We start from the raw sequence: 16699 nt of genomic DNA on the forward strand, positions 1-16699 counted from the left end.
AGGTCAGGCATGGACTGGTGCGGGCTTCACCCGGGCCACGGTCACGAGGTAAAGGAGGAGCCCGGCGGTGGTGAGGGCGAAGCCGGCCCAGACGGTCGACAGGGTCCCCCAGCCGGCTTCGAGGGTGATCGCGCCGCCGATCGCGCCCAGCGAGTTGGCCAGGTTGAGCGCGGCCAGGTTGAGCGCACCCATCAGGGTCGGGGCGCCCGGCGCGAAGCCGGTCAGCCGGACCTGGATGGTGGGGATCGCGAACATCATGGTCGCGCCGACGCCGAACAGGCAGGGCAGCAGGATCGCCAGGTTGCCGCCGGCCACGCCGATCAGCACCAGGAGCGCGAGCACCCCGCCGTACCCCCAGGTCAGGCCGCGGTTGGCGTGCTGGTCGGCGACGCGTCCGCCGAGGTGGTTGCCGACCGCCATGCCGAGGCCGAAGACGGCGAGCGCGATCGGGATGAGCGAGGCGTCCTGCAGCGCCGCGTCGGTGACGAACGGGCCGATGAACGTGTAGACGGCGAAGATGCTGGAGATGCCGAGTGCGGCGACGGCGCCCATCAGCCAGACGTTGCGCCGCCGCAGGGCGCCCAGCTCGGCCGCGACGGAGCCGCCGCGCAGGTCGTCGGTACGTGGCAGCCAGGCCACCAGGGCGGCGCCGGCGAGCAGGCCGATGACGACCACGACCCAGTACATGGCGCGCCAGCCGGCGCTCTGGCCGATGAACGTGCCGAGCGGCGACCCGAAGATGGTGGCGACGGTCAGGCCGCCCATCACGGTGGCGAACGCCTTGCCGCCCTTGCCCGGCCCGTACATGTACGCGGCGACGACGGCGCCCGCACCGAAGAACGCGCCCTGCACGCTTCCGGCGACGAACCGGAACACGACGAGCAGCTCGATGTTCGACGCCAGCGCGGAGAGCGAGTTGCCGAGCAGGAACAGCGCGATCAGGCCGAGCAGCAGGGCGCGTCTGTTGACCCGGGCGGCGAGCAGAGTGATCGCCGGGGATCCGATCACCACCCCCAGGGCGTACGCGGTGATCGCGTGCGTCGCGACGGGGATCGACACGCCCAGATCGGACGCGAACAACTGGATGATGCCGTTGCTGCCGAACTCGCCGGTACCGATCGCGAAGGTGCCCAACGCCAGCGCGAACACCGTCGGCCGCGGATCGCGGACGGGCGATTCGGCGAGGGTGTGCCGGTCCTCTTCGGCTGTGCACTGGCCCTCGTAGGCACGTTGATGCATCGTTGCGTCCTCCAGACGATCAACGGGGGTCAGGTGCGGGCGGCGGTCGCCGCCCGCCCGTGGCCTCGGTGCCGGTCAGCTCGTCGAGGTCCCGGCCCGGCCACTCATGCGTCGCTGTCCTCCGGGAGGTCAGCGCGCGGCGCGTCTGATGAGGTCGGCGGTCACGGACGGCTGCGCGATCATCGCGACGTGCGAGGCGCTGACCTCGTGAACCCGTGAGCCGGCCCGCCGCGCCATGAAGCGCTGTGCCGCGACGGGAAGCACCTGATCGTTCCTGGCGATGAGGTAGTAGGAGGGAGTGGTCTTCCAGGCCGGGGCGCCGGACGGCTCACCTAGCGCGCGCGTGTCGGCGGGCCGCTGGCCGGCCTGCATCAGGCTGGTGGTCGCCCTGGGCACGTCCTTGGCGAAGACGTCGTGGAACGCCTCCTTCTTGATGTATCCGTCGACGAGCCCGTCGCCGTAGGGACGGATGTCCAGCGCCGCCTCGTTGAGCTTGCTGCCCGGATACTTCGTCTGCAGGTCCAGCAGCGACTCACCCTGGTCGGGGGCGAACGCGGCCACGTAGACCAGCGCTTTGACGTTCGGGTTGCCGGTCGCCGCGTTGGTGATGACGATCCCGCCGTAGGAGTGCGCGGCAAGGACGATCGGGCCGCTGATGGTGGCGAGGATGGAGGCCAGGTAGGCGGAGTCGGAGGCCACGCCGCGCAGCGGGTTCGCCGGGGCGATCACCGGATAGTTCTCGCGGATGAGCTTGGCGCTGACGTCGTTCCAGCCGGAGGAATCGGCGAACGCGCCGTGCACGAGCACCACGGTGGGTCTGGGCTTGGCTTCCTCCTGGGGCTGCGCCTGTGCCTGCGCCTCGGACGTGCTCAGCAGGGCGCTGGTGGCGACCGCGGCGGATCCGGCCAGCATCGCCCGGCGGGTCGTCGTCATAGTGTGGTCCTTTCAGAACTGCGATGGGCACCTCGATTGCGGGTCAGCGTAGGTCCCGGTTACTTGACGACCACTGAACTCGGCAGGTCAGTCTTCGGGAAGTACGTCGATCTAGCGTGCAGGCATGAAAACGCAGAAGAGCGAGGCCGCCAGGAAGTGGGGCCTACGGATTCACGTGCTCTTTTATGTCCTGTCCAACCTGGCCCAGGTGGTGGTGTGGGTCCTCTACGACTCGGGAAGCCATTTCTGGCCGCTGTGGTCGATCGTCTTCTGGGGCATCGGGCTGATCTTCCACGTCTGGAGCAATTACTCGCCGCCCCGGTCGCACATCGCGCACTGACCGACCACGTTCAAAGCTCGGCGAGGAACTTCTCGGCGCGGCGCGCGAACAAGTGAGACCCGCGTTCGCTGGACCGGTCGCGGGCCTCTTCCGCAGCCGCCCGTACGACTTCGGCGGGTTCGCCGCGGGCGTGCAGCAGGCGCGCCCGCAGCAGCAGGACCAGCCCTTCGGCGTAGCGCTGGCCGTAGGCCTCGAGGGCCTGGTCCGCTCGGTCGAGTGAGCTGCCCGCCTGGTCCGGCAGCCCGGCGGCCAGCCACATCTCGGCGCTCAGCGCATGGTGGTACGCGACGCCCCACCGCGGCGGGTCGACCAGCGTCCCGGCCAGGATCTCGTCGGTCTCCGCCGCGATGCCGGCCGGGTCGTCGCCGGCGAGGGCGCGGGCCCAGTGCCAGATCAGCCGGATGTAGTGCTCCTGCTGGACGGCGGCGCGGCCGGTGCCCACGGTCATCCACCGATCGATCGTGCGCAGCACCCAGTCCGCGTCACCGGCCATCGAAGCGATGATGGCGGTGTAGTAGGCCCAGGTCGCGACCGCGTACGAGTCGTCGGGGCCGTTCCACTTGTCGATGATGGTGCCCGCCGTCCCGGGGTCACCGTGCAGTGCGGTGACGACGGCATGCCAGCCGGGCCACTCGCCTGAGACGTCACGCCGGATCGGGGTCTCACTGTGCGCGGAGACAACGCCGTCGAGCAGGGCGGGGTTGTTCTCGCTGAAGCATCGCAACGCCTCGCCGATGTTGCCGACGTCCCACTGGTGCAGGCCCCAGGCTTGCCGGCCGTACACACGGACGACCGGGTCGCAGGACGCCTCCCCCTGCTCGTACAACCGGCGGACCAGCCGGACGCGGTCCCACTCCAGGAAGGTGTAGGCGCCGAAGAGGCGGGCGAAGAGGAGCCCGGCGGCCTCGACCTCCCGGCCGAGCCGGCGGGCCAGGTGCTCCGCACGTTCCAGCAGATCGAACGTGGTGCCGCCGAATCCGGCTTGCCGGCGCGGGGCGATGGCCAGCAGCGAGAGGGCGGAGAGCTCGAGTTCCGGGAGCCCGGCGGTCCGCGCGATCTGGGCGGCCGTTTCCAGGTGCCGGTCGGCGGCGGCGAACGCGAGCTTGGTCGTCGCGCGACGACCGGCGCGCTTCAACGCCTCCACGGTACGAACCGGCTCGGCGAGCGGACCGGCCGCGCACAGGTGGAAGGCGAGCCGTTCGATGACGGACTCGTCGTCCGCGTGGCCTTCTTCGAGCGCGTCCGCGACACGCAGGTGCAGCCGGACGGCCCGGAGCTGTTCCGTTGTCCCGGTGACGGACTCGCGCACCAGGTCGTGCGCGAAACGCCACGTGAACGGGCCCTCCGGCCCTGTTTCGAGCAGGCCGAGCGCGCGCAGCGGTTCGAGGCGTTCGAGGCAGTCCGCGACGTCGATGCCGGCGGTGCGGGCGAGCAGGCCGAGCTCCACGTCGCGGCCGATCAGCGCGGCGACCCGCAGCAGGTCGCGAGTGCTGTCGTCGAGGTCCGCCAGCCGATCGCGAACGACGTCCCGCACGGTGGACGGCACCCCGGCCCTGGCCGAGGCGTCGCCGTCGCCGAGCGCGCCGCGGTCGCTGAGAAGCCGCGACAGTTCGCGGACGAAGAAGGGATTGCCCGCGGTGCGAACGTGGATGTTGCGGGCGATGTCCGTGCCGGGTTCGCGGCCGGTCTCGCGGCGGATCAGTTCGGCCACGTCGGTCAGGCTGAGCGGGCCGAGGTGAATCCTGCGGTGGTTGGGCAGCCGGCTGGCGGCGGCCAGTGCCCGCGACAGGTCGGGGCCGGGTGTGGGTGCGCGGTCGCGGAGGGCGCCGATGATCGCGGTGCCGGCGGGTAACCGGCTCGCCAGGTGGTTGAACAGCTGAAGCGAGGTGGCGTCGATCCATTGCAGATCGTCCATGACGAGCAGCGTCGGCCGTTCCGCCGAGGCCTGGCCGATGAACGTGACGACCTGCTCGAACAGGCGGAACTGGGCGCGTCCGCCGGAAGGCGGCGGCGCGGCGTCATCGTCCCTGGATTCGAGGAGGCGGCCGAGCTCGCCGGCCAGCCACTTCTCGCGCGCCGGCGCGGGCAGGCTGTCGAGGACGACGGTGAGCGCCTGCTCCCACGGCCACATCGAGGGCATCCCATCGCCTTCCAGGCAGGAGGCCCAGACGACGAGCGCGCCACGCCGATCCGCGGCGACGGCCTCTTCCAGGAGGCGCGTCTTGCCCGAGCCCGGTTCGCCTTCGACGATGGCGAGCCCGGTGCGGCCGGCGAGCGCGGCCTCGATGGCCTGCCGCAGCACGCCGAGCTCCTCGCCCCGGCCGACCAGGCCGGCTGCGTGCCTCGCCGGTGCGGGGTCCCCCTCGTTCTCCGTGCTCGTCGCCACCGGCGACGCCGGGGTCTGCGTGAGCACCCGCAGGTGAGCGGCCTGCAGCGCCGGGCCGGGGTCGATGCCGAGCTCCTCGGCGAGGCGGTCACGGACCGCGTGGAACGCCGACAGCGCCGCCGCCTGCCGTCCAGCGGCGCCGAGTGCGGTGATGAGAGCGGCGTGTACGGGTTCGTGGAACGGCGCCATCGACGCGGCCAGTCGCAACGGCGGGATCACCCGCTCCGGCCGGCGTAACGACACGGCTAGTTCGGCCGCTGCCGCGCAGGCGGCGTAGAACTCGTCGTCGAGAGCGGCCAGGATCGGCACCGCGGTCGGTCCATGGGACAGCCCGTCCCCCGCGGGGCCACGCCAGAGGCCGATCGCCTGGACGTAGTGGCCGAGCGCCACGTCGTCAGCTCCCTGGGCGAGGGCGTCCTGTGCGGCTTCGCGAAGTTCCCGGAACGTGGCCAGGTCCAGCGTGCCGGGGCCGGCGCTGAACACGTACGCGTTGCCGCGGCGGTGCAAGTACGTCCCGGCCGCCCGGGCGGGAACCTCGGGTTCGAGCACCCTCCGCAGGGCTCCGACGTACTTCTGGATGAGGTTGAGCGCGCTGGCGGGGGCGTCGTCCGCCCAGATCAGGTCGATCAGTTCTCTCGTGCTGACCGGATGGCCCACCCGCGCCAGGAGCAGGGACAGCAGCTGCGCCTGCTGCCGTGGGCCGGCGTCCAGTTCGGCGCCGTCACGCCACAGCCGCAACGGACCGAGGACCTGGAGACGCGGCGAACCGGCGCCGGTCGGCGGATCTTCGCCGTCGGGCCGAACGGGATGGGCGGGCCCAGTCACGTCGACTCCTGGATGGACATGACACGTCGGTCCGCTTGCGACCCGTGTGGGACCGCAGCGTGCACCGAGTATATGGGCCCGGGATTTGCTGGTAGAAGGGTGGCCTTGCTGGGGTTTGTCGACCTCGCGCGGCCTCAGCAACCTCTTCGGCGGCTCAGGCCACCGGCGCCGATGATCCGGCCGGAACCTGCCTCCGGCGGTTGATCAACCAGCCGAACCCGGTCGCCGTGAAGAACATGACGATGCCGTACACCGCGCCGGGGACGGCGATCTCGGCGCTGTTGAGCAGCGTCGGGCTCAGCGCGATCGTGATGGCGAGACCGGTGTTGTGGATGCCGATCTCGAACCCGGCCGCGGTCGCCGCACGGTGGTCGACACCGGCCAGGCGCGGCACGCCGTAGCCGATCAGCAGGCTCACGACATTGAAAGCGAGCGCGGCCAGCCCGACCGAGACGAAATAGCCGACGAGGTTCTCCCGCTCCGCGTACAGCACGGCGTAGATGACCCCGAGCAGGACCACAACGGACAGCACCCGGACGGGCAGGTTGAGCCGCCGCGCCACCTCCGGCGCCCGCGCGCGCACGAGCATCCCGATCGCGACCGGCACCACCACCATCGAGAACACCTGCATGATCTTGTCGAACTGCAACCCGAGCGCGGCCCCATCGGGCAGGAAGAACCCGGCCGAGAGGTTCACCACGATCGGCAGCGCGACCACGGCCAGCACCGAGTTGATCGCGGTGAGCGTGACGTTCAGCGCGACGTTCCCGCCGAACAGGTGGCTGAACAGATTGGCCGCGGGGCCACCGGGCGATGCCGCGACCAGCAACATCCCGACCGCCGGCTCCGGCGGGAGCCCGAAGGCGAGCACCAGGCCGAAGCAGATCGCCGGCAGCAGCACGATCTGGCACAGCAGCGCGACCACGGCCGCCTTCGGATACCGGCCCACTCGCCGGAAGTCGTCCAGGGTCAGGCTGAGACCTAGGCCGAGCATGACGATGCCGATGGCAATGGGGAGGCTGGCTAAGATCAACGAGGAGCCCATGGCGGACATTCTCCCGGCACTCCCACCAGTCCCGGTAGGGTACTCGTCCCAGGCTGACCCGTCCGGAGAGCGGCGAGCCGGCAGCATCGGGGCACAAGCAGTCGATCCCGGGGCCGCGCCGATAATGGGCCGATAATGGGCCGATGAAGGTACGCATCGGGATAGCGCCGCCTCCTGGAGACACCCCCGGCCACCTCGCCGGGCTCGCGGAGCGGGCCGAGGCCCTCGGGATCGACTCCCTGTGGCTGTCGGAGATCGTCCACGGGCCGTCCGTCGAGCCCGTCGTCGGCATGGCCTACACGCTGGCCGCCACCCGCAGGCTGAAGGTCGGCACGGGGGTGGCGATCCTGCCGGGCCGCCACCCGGTGCGGGTGGCCAAGCAACTCGCCTCGCTCGCCGCGCTCGCCCCCAAGCGCGTGCTGCCCGTCTTCGGGCTGACCCCGGCCAGGCCCGCAGAACGGGAGGCGTTCCCCGTCCCCGGGCCACGCGGCGCGGTGTTCGACGAGTCGCTCGAACTGCTCAAGCTGCTCCTGCGACAGGAGAAGGTGACCTTCCACGGCGAGTTCTTCACGGTGCGGAACGCCGGGGTCGGCCCGCTGCCGGCCAAGCCGCTCGACATCTGGGTCGGCGGCAGCGGGGAGCGCGCCCTGCGCCGCGCCGGCCGGCTCGCCGACGGCTGGCTGGCCAGCTTCCTCACCCCCGGCCAGGCCGCCGCCGGCCGTACGGCGATCGCGGCGCACGCGGCAGAGGCCGGCCGCGAGATCGAGGCGGACCACTACGGCACCAGCCTCGCGGTGGCCGCGACCGAGATCCCCGCCACCGTGATCGACGCCATCGCCCGGCGCAACCCCGGCGCCGACCCTGCCGGGATCGTCCCGGTCGGCTGGGCCGCCGCCCGCGACCTGATCGGGCGCTTCGTCGAGGCGGGGATCACCAAGTTCGTCGTACGGCCCGCCGCGCCCGTGCCCTCGGCCGAGCGCTGGCTCGACGAGTTCGCCGAACACCTCATGCCGCTGCAGAACTGAGCACAACCCGGTGGAGGGACCTTCGATCCGCAATCGGCGCTGCTTCGAGCTTTCGAACGGCGGTCGGCGCTGAGATCGCTCCCAGCGCCGACCAACGATCAGGCGGTGTTGGTGATCCGCAGGTCGTCGAGGTACACGCTGTCGTTCGCGGTGCCCGAGCTGCCGTAGAACTCAAGCTGCACGGTCGCTGTCCCGTCGGGGGCCGTGACGTTGCCGGTCGCCTGCTGCCAGTCGGCGGTCAACCCGGTCAGAGGCACCAGATCGGTCCTCAACAGCGCTTGACCGGCGTCGAACCACTTCAGCCGGAGGGTCACCCCCGTGACGGCGCCGGTTCCCTGCCGTCCCCAGTAGCTGATGCGCTTGCCACCGGCCTCGGCGGTGAAGCCCGGCCAGTTGGACAGGGCGATCCCCCAGCCAGAACCACTGGTGACCGTGACACACAGGCTGCCGGTGCCGGAGTGGGCCTCCTGGGTGGACACGGCCACGTCGGCGGAGTACCAGGACTTCCAGCTCCCCACCGTCGGCCCCTCCCCGGCGGTGTCGGCGTCCACGATGTTGGGTCCGTCCGGGGGCGGAGTGTCGGACGGGGGGCCGACCGTGAAGTCGTCCAGGTACAGGGAGTCGCCCGTGCTTCCGGTGCCGTGCAGCGTGATCAGGGCCGTGGCGGTCCCGGCCGGCGCGTCGACGAGCGCGGACGCCTCCTGCCAGGTGTCAGTGAGCACGGGAAGCCTGACGTCATCGGTCTGAAGGATCTCCTCGGCGCGATTCAGCCACTTGACCCTCATGAACGGTTGAAGATTCGTGCCCGATCCGAGCTTGCCCCACAGGCCGATCTTCTTGGGGCCCGGGGTCGTGCGGAAGCCCGGATGGTTGCTGGTGCCCACTCCCCACCCGGACCCACTGGTCACCTCGACCCGGAGACCGTGCTTTCCGCCGTGGGCCGCGTCGGTGGAAAGCGTGGGCGTCGCCGAGTACCAGCTCTGCCACCTGCCCATGGACGTCCACAGCCTGGAGGTGTCCTCGTCCAGATCGCTGTATCCGATCGGCTCGCCGCCCGCGTCACCGTCGAAGGTGCTGCCGGCGTCCTGATTGAACGGCGCGCCCCGCCACGAGTTGAAGGAGACCGCGTCGCCGTACCCCTTCGCGAACCGCCAGTCACCGTGGTACTCGTTGTCGTGGAACTTGTTGTTGTTGTTGTACATCACGTCGTTCAGCACGCCCGCGGCGGTGTACGGCGACCACGGGATGTCGTCGACGCCGGCAGCGATGAGCGCCTGCGCGCCGCAGAAGGGGCCGGCGCACGGTACGACGGTCTTGTCGAAGCGGAACTCGTTGTTCCGGACGTCGATGTTCTTCGCGTGCCAGCGGCAGTCGGTCAGGTACGGCTCGTTCTTGATGTCGGTGAAGCAGGGGTGGCTGCTGTTGATCGGGTTGGCGTGGGTCTTGTCGAACGGCTGCGGAATGCGCGTCGGCTTGACCAACGGCGTGCAGTACCCCGAGCTGGTGTTGCCGTTGGAGTTGCAGAAGCGGTCGGCGTTCTCGAAGATCGACACGCCGGAGAAGTTGTCCTTGATCAGGTTGTCGTAGACACGGATGGCGGCGGCGCCGCTCACCGTGCTGGCCAGGCGAGAGTCGCCCCCGGACTCCGACAGGTAGATGGCCGGGCCGGGCGAGCCCTGATTGCGCCGGCCGCTCACCCACGCGTTGCGGGTGATGGTGTTGTTGCGCATCGTGGCGTTGTAGCTGATCTCGTACCAGATGCCTTCACCGTCATTGTGATCGATGAAGTTGCCCTCGAAGAGGAAGTCGATGTTGTTGGTGTCCGCCCACAGGCCAGGACCCTTGTTGTCGTGCACGTAGTTGTTGGTGACCCGTGCGCCGTTGACATCCCAGAACTTGCCGCCGCCGGTGCAGCCGCACCCCGGGACCCGGCTCTCCCAGTCGTCGGTGTTGTTGCCGACGATCTCGTTGTGGTCGAGGACGAGGTTCTTCTGGGACGAGTCGTTCTCCACCTGCGGACGGTAACCACCGAAGCCGGTCTGACCGTTTTCCTTCAGGCAGTTGTACGACACGACGTTGTTGCTGCCGATGTAGATGCCGGCGCCATCGTTGTTGGAGATGGTGTTGTACGAGATCGTCCAGTTCGGGGCGGTGTCGTGGTTGACGACTCCCTCATCGAAGTTGCGGTTGTCGAGAGGGTCGTCGAGGCCGAAGTTCTTGATGGTCAGGTACTTGATGGTCACGTTCGGGACGTCGCCGACGAACGCGTACTTGTTGAGCCTGCGACCGTCCAAGATCGCGCCGGGCCCGCCGATGAAGGTGGTGTTCTCCACCACGTTGATGTGGCCGTATCTGTCGGTGCCGAACGTGTGCACCCCGGGTTCGAACCAGTACGTCGCGCCGGACTTGCCGAAGTCGAACTTCTCGTTGTCCCCGGCCGGAACCGTGATGGCCCCCGCGGGCGGGGTGGACGGCCCGGTCAAGACGTCGTCGTTACCGCAGATCAGGGCCGGGGGTGAGGTCGGCCACGGCGGATCCGCCGCGGCGGCGGCATGGCCGGGGGATAACAGGATCGCACCTGCGGCCGGCAGTGCCGTCAGCACCGCCAGCGCTGTCCGAGCAGGGGTAAAGCGTGCTTTCACATCTTGCCTTTCGAGCTTGGAGTCTCCACCGCAGGCATCGCTACGTTGCGGGGGACCAGGGCGCATCGGTCTCTTCGTCGCCGAATGCGACTGTGACTGCCAGAACCGATCGGCGAGCAGCTACCGGCGAGGCGAGCGCAGCTCAACGCGCTCCTTCCGGAAGCGGCCTGGAAACGGAACGGATCTTGCAATCGGGCGAGAATATACACTCGGGAATTTACTCGTGTCGATCAGGGCAGTTCGTGCCGCCAGGTCCTCCGAGGTCACGGTCCGGCCCCCGCGCCAAGCCAGTGATCGCCGGGCCGCTGAGGACCCCCGTCCAGCAACACGCCAGCGGGATCTTGGATGCGCTCCTCATGACGGAAGTTCTGGACGAATCCTCAACCGGGCAGGCCCTTCAGGCAGCGGCCGTTCCGAGTCCCGTTGATTCCGTGCAGGTGCAGCCGATCTCGCACCAGACGTCCGTGTGATCGGGCTTGTGGGTGATGCCCCAGTCTCGGGAGAGGTGGTCCACGAGGAACAGCCCGCGCCCCCGAGTGGCTTCCGCCCCGGCCACACCAGGCCGCGGCCTGCCCGCGCCACCGTGGTCGTGCACCTCGACCCGGACGGCGTCGGCCAGATGGGTGATGCGCACCTCGAAGCTGTCGTCACGCCTGGCGGCGGAGTGCTCGACGGCATTGGCGGCCAGCTCGGAGACGGCCAGGACCACGTCGTCCTCAGCGGGGTGACCGGCCACGACGCCGACCACGAACCGGCGCACGCGCCCGAGTTCTTCGAGCAGGGACGGGAACTCCCGCCTCTCGGTGCCGGTCATTTCCATCGCCTCCGCAGGTGCATCGGCTCGTACCGCCTGATACCTCCAAGGATGTCGATCCCGCTTGCCGGTTCCCTGCCGCTCGCTTACCGCTCACTGTCGGGAGTCGATGTGCGCGCTTCTCACGTGCCCGGCTGCTCCTGATCGGCGCCGCAGGGCGACCTGATCACGATCGGCGACGAGCAGTTCCGCTTCCGCCCTCCGACGACGTCGCGACGATCCACAGCGCGTCCCCGGCCTCCCCGGCCTCCCCCGGACGATGCCGCCCAGCGTGCCCAGCGCTCAGCGGGCTACGCCTTCGTCCAGAGCTGGCTAGGCTCCGAGCCATGACCTCGATTGACATGACCCGGTGAGCACCACCCGCCTGCTGGTCATCGGAGCCGATGCGGCAGGGATGAGCGCGGCGCACCAGGCGATCCGGACGGCCGGACCCAAGCTGGCCGTGACCGCGCTTGAGGCGACCGGCGATACGTCGTACTCCGCCTGCGGCATCCCCTACTGGGTCGCCGGAGACGTGTCCAGCGCCGACGCCCTGGTGGCCCGCACCGCCGAGCAGCACCGGAAAGCCGGGATCGACCTGCGACTCGGCGCCACCGCGACGGGGATCGACCGGCAGGCCCGCACCGTCACCTACCGGGATGCCGCCGGTGAGCAGGTGCTGGGCTACGACGAGCTGGTGATCGCGACCGGTGCGTCGGCCGTGGTGCCGGACTGGGCCGTCGATCCCCGTACCGGGCAGCGGTATGCCGGCGTCGCGCCGGTCAAGACGCTCACCGACGGCGCCGCCTGGCTGGACCTGCTCGCGGGACTGCCCGGAGGCGGCGGCCGGGTGGTCATCGCCGGTGGCGGCTACATCGGCGTCGAGATGGCCGAGGCCGCCAGAAGGCGTGGCCACACGGTCACCGTGATCACCCGCAATCGGGTGATGAGCTCCATGGACCCGGACCTGTCCGCTCGAATCGAGAAGGGCATGCACGAGGCGGGGGTACGGGTTCTGACCGGCTTACCGGTCGTACGGCTGGACGTGGCGGACGGACGGGTGCGGGGCGCGTACACGGCGGACGGCGAGCTCCACCCGGCGGACCTGGTCGTGCTGGCGCTGGGGGTCACTCCGAACACCGCTTACCTTGATCTCGCCGAGTTGCCGAGCGGCCCGAGCGGCGCGCTGCGACCCGAGCCGGACGGAAGCCTGGCCGACGGGATCTGGGCCGCCGGTGACTGCTGTGAGACCCGGCATCGGCTCACCGGCACGTGGACCTACCTGCCGCTCGGCACCCACGCCAACAAACAGGGCCGCATCGTCGGCACCAACCTCGTCACACCGGGCGCGCTGCGCTTCGGCGGCGTGCTGGGCACCGCGATCACCCGGTTCGCCGTGGACACGACCTACTTGGAGATCGCCCGCACCGGTCTGAGCGAGCATGAGGCAGCCGCCGCAGGCATCGAGGTGACGTCCCTGGTCACAGAAGGCAGCACGGCCAGCGGCTACATGAGCGAGGCCGACCCGATCACGGTGAAGTTGCTGGCCGCACCGTCGGATCGCCGGCTGATGGGCGCGCAGATCGTCGGCGGGCGTGGCGCCGGCAAACGCGTCGACGCCGTCGCCACCGCCTTGTGGCACGGCGCGACCGTCGACGACCTGGCCTGGTCCGACCTGTCCTACGCGCCGCCGTTCGCCACCGCGTGGGAGATCGTACAGGTCGCGGCCCGGCGACTGGCCGACAGACTGTAGCCCTTCGAGGCGAGGCTCCGCGTCCTGCTGTGCCGCCACGACCTGACCGTCTGGCGGCCCTGCTGGCGGAGGGCGCTCCGGAAGCGGACCCGGCGGCCCCGACGCGGGGTCAGGACGGCCTCGCGGGGTCCGCGGGCGCGAGAGCCGTCCTGGGCGTCCGCGGGCATGAGCCCCGCCGAGACCCCCACGAGCCCGCGACGTGGAGCAGTTCCCCGATGATGTGGATCGCGCCCGCCACGAACAGCAGCACCCCTGGTCAGGACGCCCGGCGTCCCGGCCGTCGTCGAGAAGACCGCGCAGGCCAGGGCCAGGAAGAGCCCGGACCTGACGGTGCCTCGCTCCGCTCACGGCACCGTCTCCGCCGACCGGGGGAACCGGAGCCGGAGCCGACCACCGCCATGAGCCCCAGCGGTGTGGCATCCCTGTCTGACCGCCGAGATCATCGCGACCGGTCAGCGCGGGGGCGCGCCGGTCGGCGTAGCGCATGCGCTGAGCATGAGTCGTCAGGAGATGGGCCGGACGCACGAGTGCTGCGCCTCGAACCAGTCGGCGGCGATGTCGGTTCCTGTGAAGCGCCCGATCAAGGCCAAGGCAGAGCTGACGCTCTCCTCCCGCTCAACGCGGTCGTCGAAGACGTCGTCCGCGCTGATCTGGAAACGCAGCCCCTCCATCAGATGATCGAGCGCGTATGGCTCGTCGCCGAAGCGTGACTCCGGCTGGGAAGGACTGAATGAGGTCACCAGGCGTCCGTCGCGAGCGTAATGGAGGTGGTCCCGATTGCTGATGTCCATGCTGAGGCCGAAGGCCTCACGACCGTCTGCGGTGATGGACAGCAGATGGTCGCGGTCGGCGGTTGCCGGCAGGATGCTGATCCAGTCTCCGACCTCGGCGATCCAGAGAGATTCGTCGTCGATGTTCCGATCGAGGATCTCACTCAGGTAGCACGGCGTGCGGGTGGAGAGGTCCAAGTGGTAGATCGAAGCGAGCGTGCCGAGATCCGCGCCCTTGATCCAGCCGGCGCTGAATTCCAGCGCCCACAGGTCCATGTCGCCGTCGAGCCCCTCCGTGAAGAGGGTCGAGGCCAGAAGGTCGTGCAGGTAGGTCGGTGACTGCATGGCCGCCTCTCGAGCAGGAGGGGGCATCCTGCGGCTGCCCCCTCCTCAAAGGTGGGTTACGAATTACCTTGCTTGGACATCACGAAGAAGGCGTGGGCGGTGCGCCGTCCTTCATTAGTCGAGCTCTCTTAACACCTCGGGCCTCTCCGCCGCAACACTCGCCCCGTCCATCAGGGGCCTCTGCGAGCCCTGATGGCGAGACGCGCGCTGGGGGCGTTCCGTAGCGGCTGACGGCCAGGTACGCACCGATCTGAAGGTCGTGCAGGCCATGCTGGGGCATGCCAGCGTCGTGCTGACCGCCGACACCTACGTTTCGGTGCTGCCGGAGACTCGCGACCTGGACATCGGTGCCCAGACGATCCACAAGTCGGCTCGACAAGCGGAGCCGAACGAAACCGTCCTGGATCGCGCTGTCCCCGGCTCAGCAGCTCTCGCTGCTCAGAGCAGATCTGCCCCAGGCAGATCGTGTCGACGCCGGTCCGGATCGCCTCACAAGATGGACGCATGAGCGAAGAATCGAAACTTCCGATGTTCAACCCACGAATGAGACGCGAGCTCTATGAGCAGCGAGTTCTCGTTCTCGACGGCCCTCTCGACGACGACAACGGAACGCTGCTGGCCACCCAGCTGATGGCACTCGCCACGCAGGACGCGTCGTCCGACATCGCCTTGTGGATTCACTCCCCAGGCGGCTCGGTCCCGTCGATGCTGGCGATCCGCGACGTCATGCGCATCATTCCCTGTGACGTATCGACCCTCGTCCTGGGCATCGCTTACAGCGCCGGGCAGTTCTTGCTGTCGTCGGGGGCCCGTGGGAAGCGCCGCGCTCTGCCGCACTCACGAGTCCTGATGCACCAGGGCTCGGCGGGAATCGGTGGCACCGCGGTCGACATCGAGCTGCAGGCCGGCGACCTTCGGCATACGCGCGACACGGTGCTCGGTCTGATTGCCGAGGACACAGGTCAGCCTGTCGAGCGCATATTCGAGGACTCTCTGCACGATCGTTGGTACACGGCACAGGAAGCCCTGGACTACGGCTTCATCGACACCATCGTGCAGAACTTCGACGAGATCGCGCCGCAAAACCGCCCACGGCTCGGATTCGGCGTTCCCCAAGGAGTCGGCCAGTGACCACATATACGATCCCGAACGTCATCGCCTCGAACCCTCGTGGCGAGCGGATCATGGATGTCTACTCGCACCTGCTCACCGAGCGGATCGTCTACCTGGGCACCGCAATCGACGCGGGCGTCGCGAATGCTCTCATCGCGCAGCTGATCTTTCTGGAATCGGACAATCCCGAGGCGGAAATCCAGTTCTATATCAACTGCGAAGGCGGAGACCCGAGCGCGATGCTCGCGATCTACGACACCATGCGCCATATCCGCCCGCGGGTTTCGACGACCTGTGTGGGACAGGCCGTCGCGGTGGGTGCCGTACTTCTCGCCGCGGGCGCCGAAGGCAAACGTGCCGCTCTTCCCCACGCACGGATCATCCTGCACCAGCCGGCAGCCCAGGGACGCGGGGCGATCCCCGATCTCATCCTGCAGGCCGACGAGGTCGTACGTGTCCGGGCGGACATCGAGCGCATACTTTCACGGCACACCGGCCAGACGGTCGAGACGCTGCGCGCCGACACCGATCACGATCGCGTGTTCACCGCTACCGCGGCCATGGAGTACGGGCTCCTCGACCAGATCATCGAGGAGCGTTCATAGGCCCGTGGACAAGCCCGGCAAGCCGCGCTACGCGGCCAGAGCGTACGCCGCCGAGCAGGTGGCACCTCTCGACGCGCCCTGCTGAGCGGGCCGCAAACTCTCGGCAACGGCAAGGGTCAGATCGACCAGGGTCACATCCAGCGCCCCGGCGACCGCGGCGATCATTTCGCTCGACGGCTCCTTGACGCCTCGTTCGATCTCGGAGAGATATTGCGGCGAGACTCCGGCGCGGCTTGCCGTCTCGCTCAGCTTCTCGCCCCGCTCATGGCGAAGCCCTCGCAAGCACTCACCGAGCACCTGCCGCCACAGCGGCTCGCGAGCCGGAGACGGCTCGGGGGCGGTCCGATTGATCGCTGGACGCGACGGCAGGGGTGTGGCCATACCTCACCATAGGTCGATGGCGCGTTCGAGTTCTGCCGGCTTCGCGCAGAGCGGAACCGTCTCCGCCTACCCTTGCCCAGCCTCAGGCCGTTCGCGCGCTCACCGAGCGGTCGTCGCGGCGGCGACCACTCGGTGAAGCCTCCGGCCACGGTGCCCGGCCTGCTGCGGGAGCTGGCGGCGGCGCCGTCGAGTCCGGCGGAGAGGTCTGCGGCACGGGCCGCTCCAATGGATGAACACACCCGGCGAGGTGTACGACGCGACCCCGTACCTGCTGGAGGTCGTGAGGATCGCGCGGCAGCCCCGCCGAGGACTGATCGTGGACGCTCAGCCGCGCCGTGACGTGTCCTGGGATTCCTCCGCCGTACCCAAGCCCGGCCTCGCGGACGGCCAGGTCGGGGCCGCGGCGCAGCACCTCCCCGCCGGACGGGCCGGTCGTCGCGGCGAGCCCCTGCAGCACGCCTGAAGGGTGTGCCTTGGGGCCGAGTTTCCACGCCCTCCAGGCGC

At 69.4% G+C, this 16699-nt stretch carries 14 protein-coding genes; 6 read left to right on the forward strand and 8 right to left on the reverse strand.

All coding sequences use genetic code 11. The annotated features are described in order from the left end of the window. Positions 1 to 3: 3 nt before the first annotated feature. Both FXF51_RS08720 and FXF51_RS08725 read right to left on the reverse strand, forming a co-directional pair. On the reverse strand, positions 4 to 1239 hold the full coding sequence (locus FXF51_RS08720; RefSeq protein ID WP_148433752.1) for an MFS transporter: 1236 nt from the start codon (positions 1237 to 1239) through the stop codon (positions 4 to 6). Positions 1240 to 1368: 129 nt separating this feature from the next. Beyond that, the gene (locus FXF51_RS08725) at positions 1369 to 2172 is read right to left on the reverse strand and encodes an alpha/beta fold hydrolase (RefSeq protein WP_148433753.1); all 804 of its coding nucleotides are present in this window, start codon (positions 2170 to 2172) and stop codon (positions 1369 to 1371) included. 124 nt (positions 2173 to 2296) lie between these two features. Here FXF51_RS08725 and FXF51_RS08730 point away from each other — a divergent pair, with 124 nt between their 5' ends. After that, positions 2297 to 2512 (forward strand): 2TM domain-containing protein, encoded by a 216-nt coding sequence (locus tag FXF51_RS08730; RefSeq protein ID WP_148433754.1) that lies wholly within the window; start codon positions 2297 to 2299, stop codon positions 2510 to 2512. A 10-nt stretch (positions 2513 to 2522) separates the two neighbouring features. Here FXF51_RS08730 and FXF51_RS08735 read toward each other — a convergent pair whose 3' ends face one another. Next, a complete protein-coding gene (locus FXF51_RS08735) occupies positions 2523 to 5723 on the reverse strand; it encodes a BTAD domain-containing putative transcriptional regulator (protein WP_148433755.1) in 3201 nt (1066 codons plus the stop codon). 154 nt (positions 5724 to 5877) lie between these two features. Next, positions 5878 to 6777 carry a bile acid:sodium symporter family protein gene (locus FXF51_RS08740; RefSeq protein WP_316247611.1) on the reverse strand — a complete coding sequence of 300 codons (900 nt, stop codon included), beginning with the start codon at positions 6775 to 6777 and terminating at the stop codon, positions 5878 to 5880. Between the two features lie 134 nt (positions 6778 to 6911). Between FXF51_RS08740 and FXF51_RS08745 the strand changes: the two genes are divergently transcribed. Next, positions 6912 to 7793, forward strand: coding sequence for a TIGR03854 family LLM class F420-dependent oxidoreductase (locus FXF51_RS08745; protein ID WP_148433757.1), 882 nt, complete (start codon positions 6912 to 6914; stop codon positions 7791 to 7793). A 98-nt stretch (positions 7794 to 7891) separates the two neighbouring features. On the opposite strand, the gene FXF51_RS08750 is transcribed toward FXF51_RS08745, so the two are convergent. After that, positions 7892 to 10276: a right-handed parallel beta-helix repeat-containing protein gene (locus tag FXF51_RS08750; protein ID WP_187414259.1), complete on the reverse strand. Its 2385-nt coding sequence runs from the start codon at positions 10274 to 10276 to the stop codon at positions 7892 to 7894. Between the two features lie 556 nt (positions 10277 to 10832). Then, a complete protein-coding gene (locus FXF51_RS08755) occupies positions 10833 to 11249 on the reverse strand; it encodes an ATP-binding protein (protein WP_187414260.1) in 417 nt (138 codons plus the stop codon). A gap of 349 nt (positions 11250 to 11598) precedes the next feature. On the opposite strand from FXF51_RS08755, the gene FXF51_RS08760 reads away from it, so the two are divergent. Next, entirely contained in the window at positions 11599 to 12981 is a 1383-nt protein-coding gene (locus tag FXF51_RS08760; RefSeq protein ID WP_222871195.1) for an FAD-dependent oxidoreductase, read from the forward strand. 503 nt (positions 12982 to 13484) lie between these two features. On the opposite strand, the gene FXF51_RS08765 is transcribed toward FXF51_RS08760, so the two are convergent. Then, entirely contained in the window at positions 13485 to 14096 is a 612-nt protein-coding gene (locus tag FXF51_RS08765; RefSeq protein ID WP_148433760.1) for a DUF6461 domain-containing protein, read from the reverse strand. A gap of 504 nt (positions 14097 to 14600) precedes the next feature. Between FXF51_RS08765 and FXF51_RS08775 the strand changes: the two genes are divergently transcribed. Together FXF51_RS08775 and FXF51_RS08780 are read left to right on the forward strand one after the other, a co-directional pair. After that, on the forward strand, positions 14601 to 15227 hold the full coding sequence (locus tag FXF51_RS08775) for a ClpP family protease (protein WP_148433761.1): 627 nt from the start codon (positions 14601 to 14603) through the stop codon (positions 15225 to 15227). Beyond that, a complete protein-coding gene (locus tag FXF51_RS08780) occupies positions 15224 to 15814 on the forward strand; it encodes a ClpP family protease (RefSeq protein ID WP_148433762.1) in 591 nt (196 codons plus the stop codon). The genes FXF51_RS08775 and FXF51_RS08780 overlap by 4 nt, the downstream gene beginning before the upstream one ends. A 27-nt stretch (positions 15815 to 15841) precedes the next feature. On the opposite strand, the gene FXF51_RS08785 is transcribed toward FXF51_RS08780, so the two are convergent. Continuing rightward, a complete protein-coding gene (locus FXF51_RS08785; RefSeq protein WP_148433763.1) occupies positions 15842 to 16195 on the reverse strand; it encodes a helix-turn-helix domain-containing protein in 354 nt (117 codons plus the stop codon). Between the two features lie 229 nt (positions 16196 to 16424). Between FXF51_RS08785 and FXF51_RS08790 the strand changes: the two genes are divergently transcribed. Then, the gene (locus FXF51_RS08790) at positions 16425 to 16658 is read left to right on the forward strand and encodes a hypothetical protein (protein ID WP_148433764.1); all 234 of its coding nucleotides are present in this window, start codon (positions 16425 to 16427) and stop codon (positions 16656 to 16658) included. Positions 16659 to 16699: the final 41 nt, after the last annotated feature.

This window comes from Nonomuraea sp. PA05 (genome assembly GCF_008086045.1).
GTDB classification, from domain to species: domain Bacteria; phylum Actinomycetota; class Actinomycetes; order Streptosporangiales; family Streptosporangiaceae; genus Nonomuraea; species Nonomuraea monospora.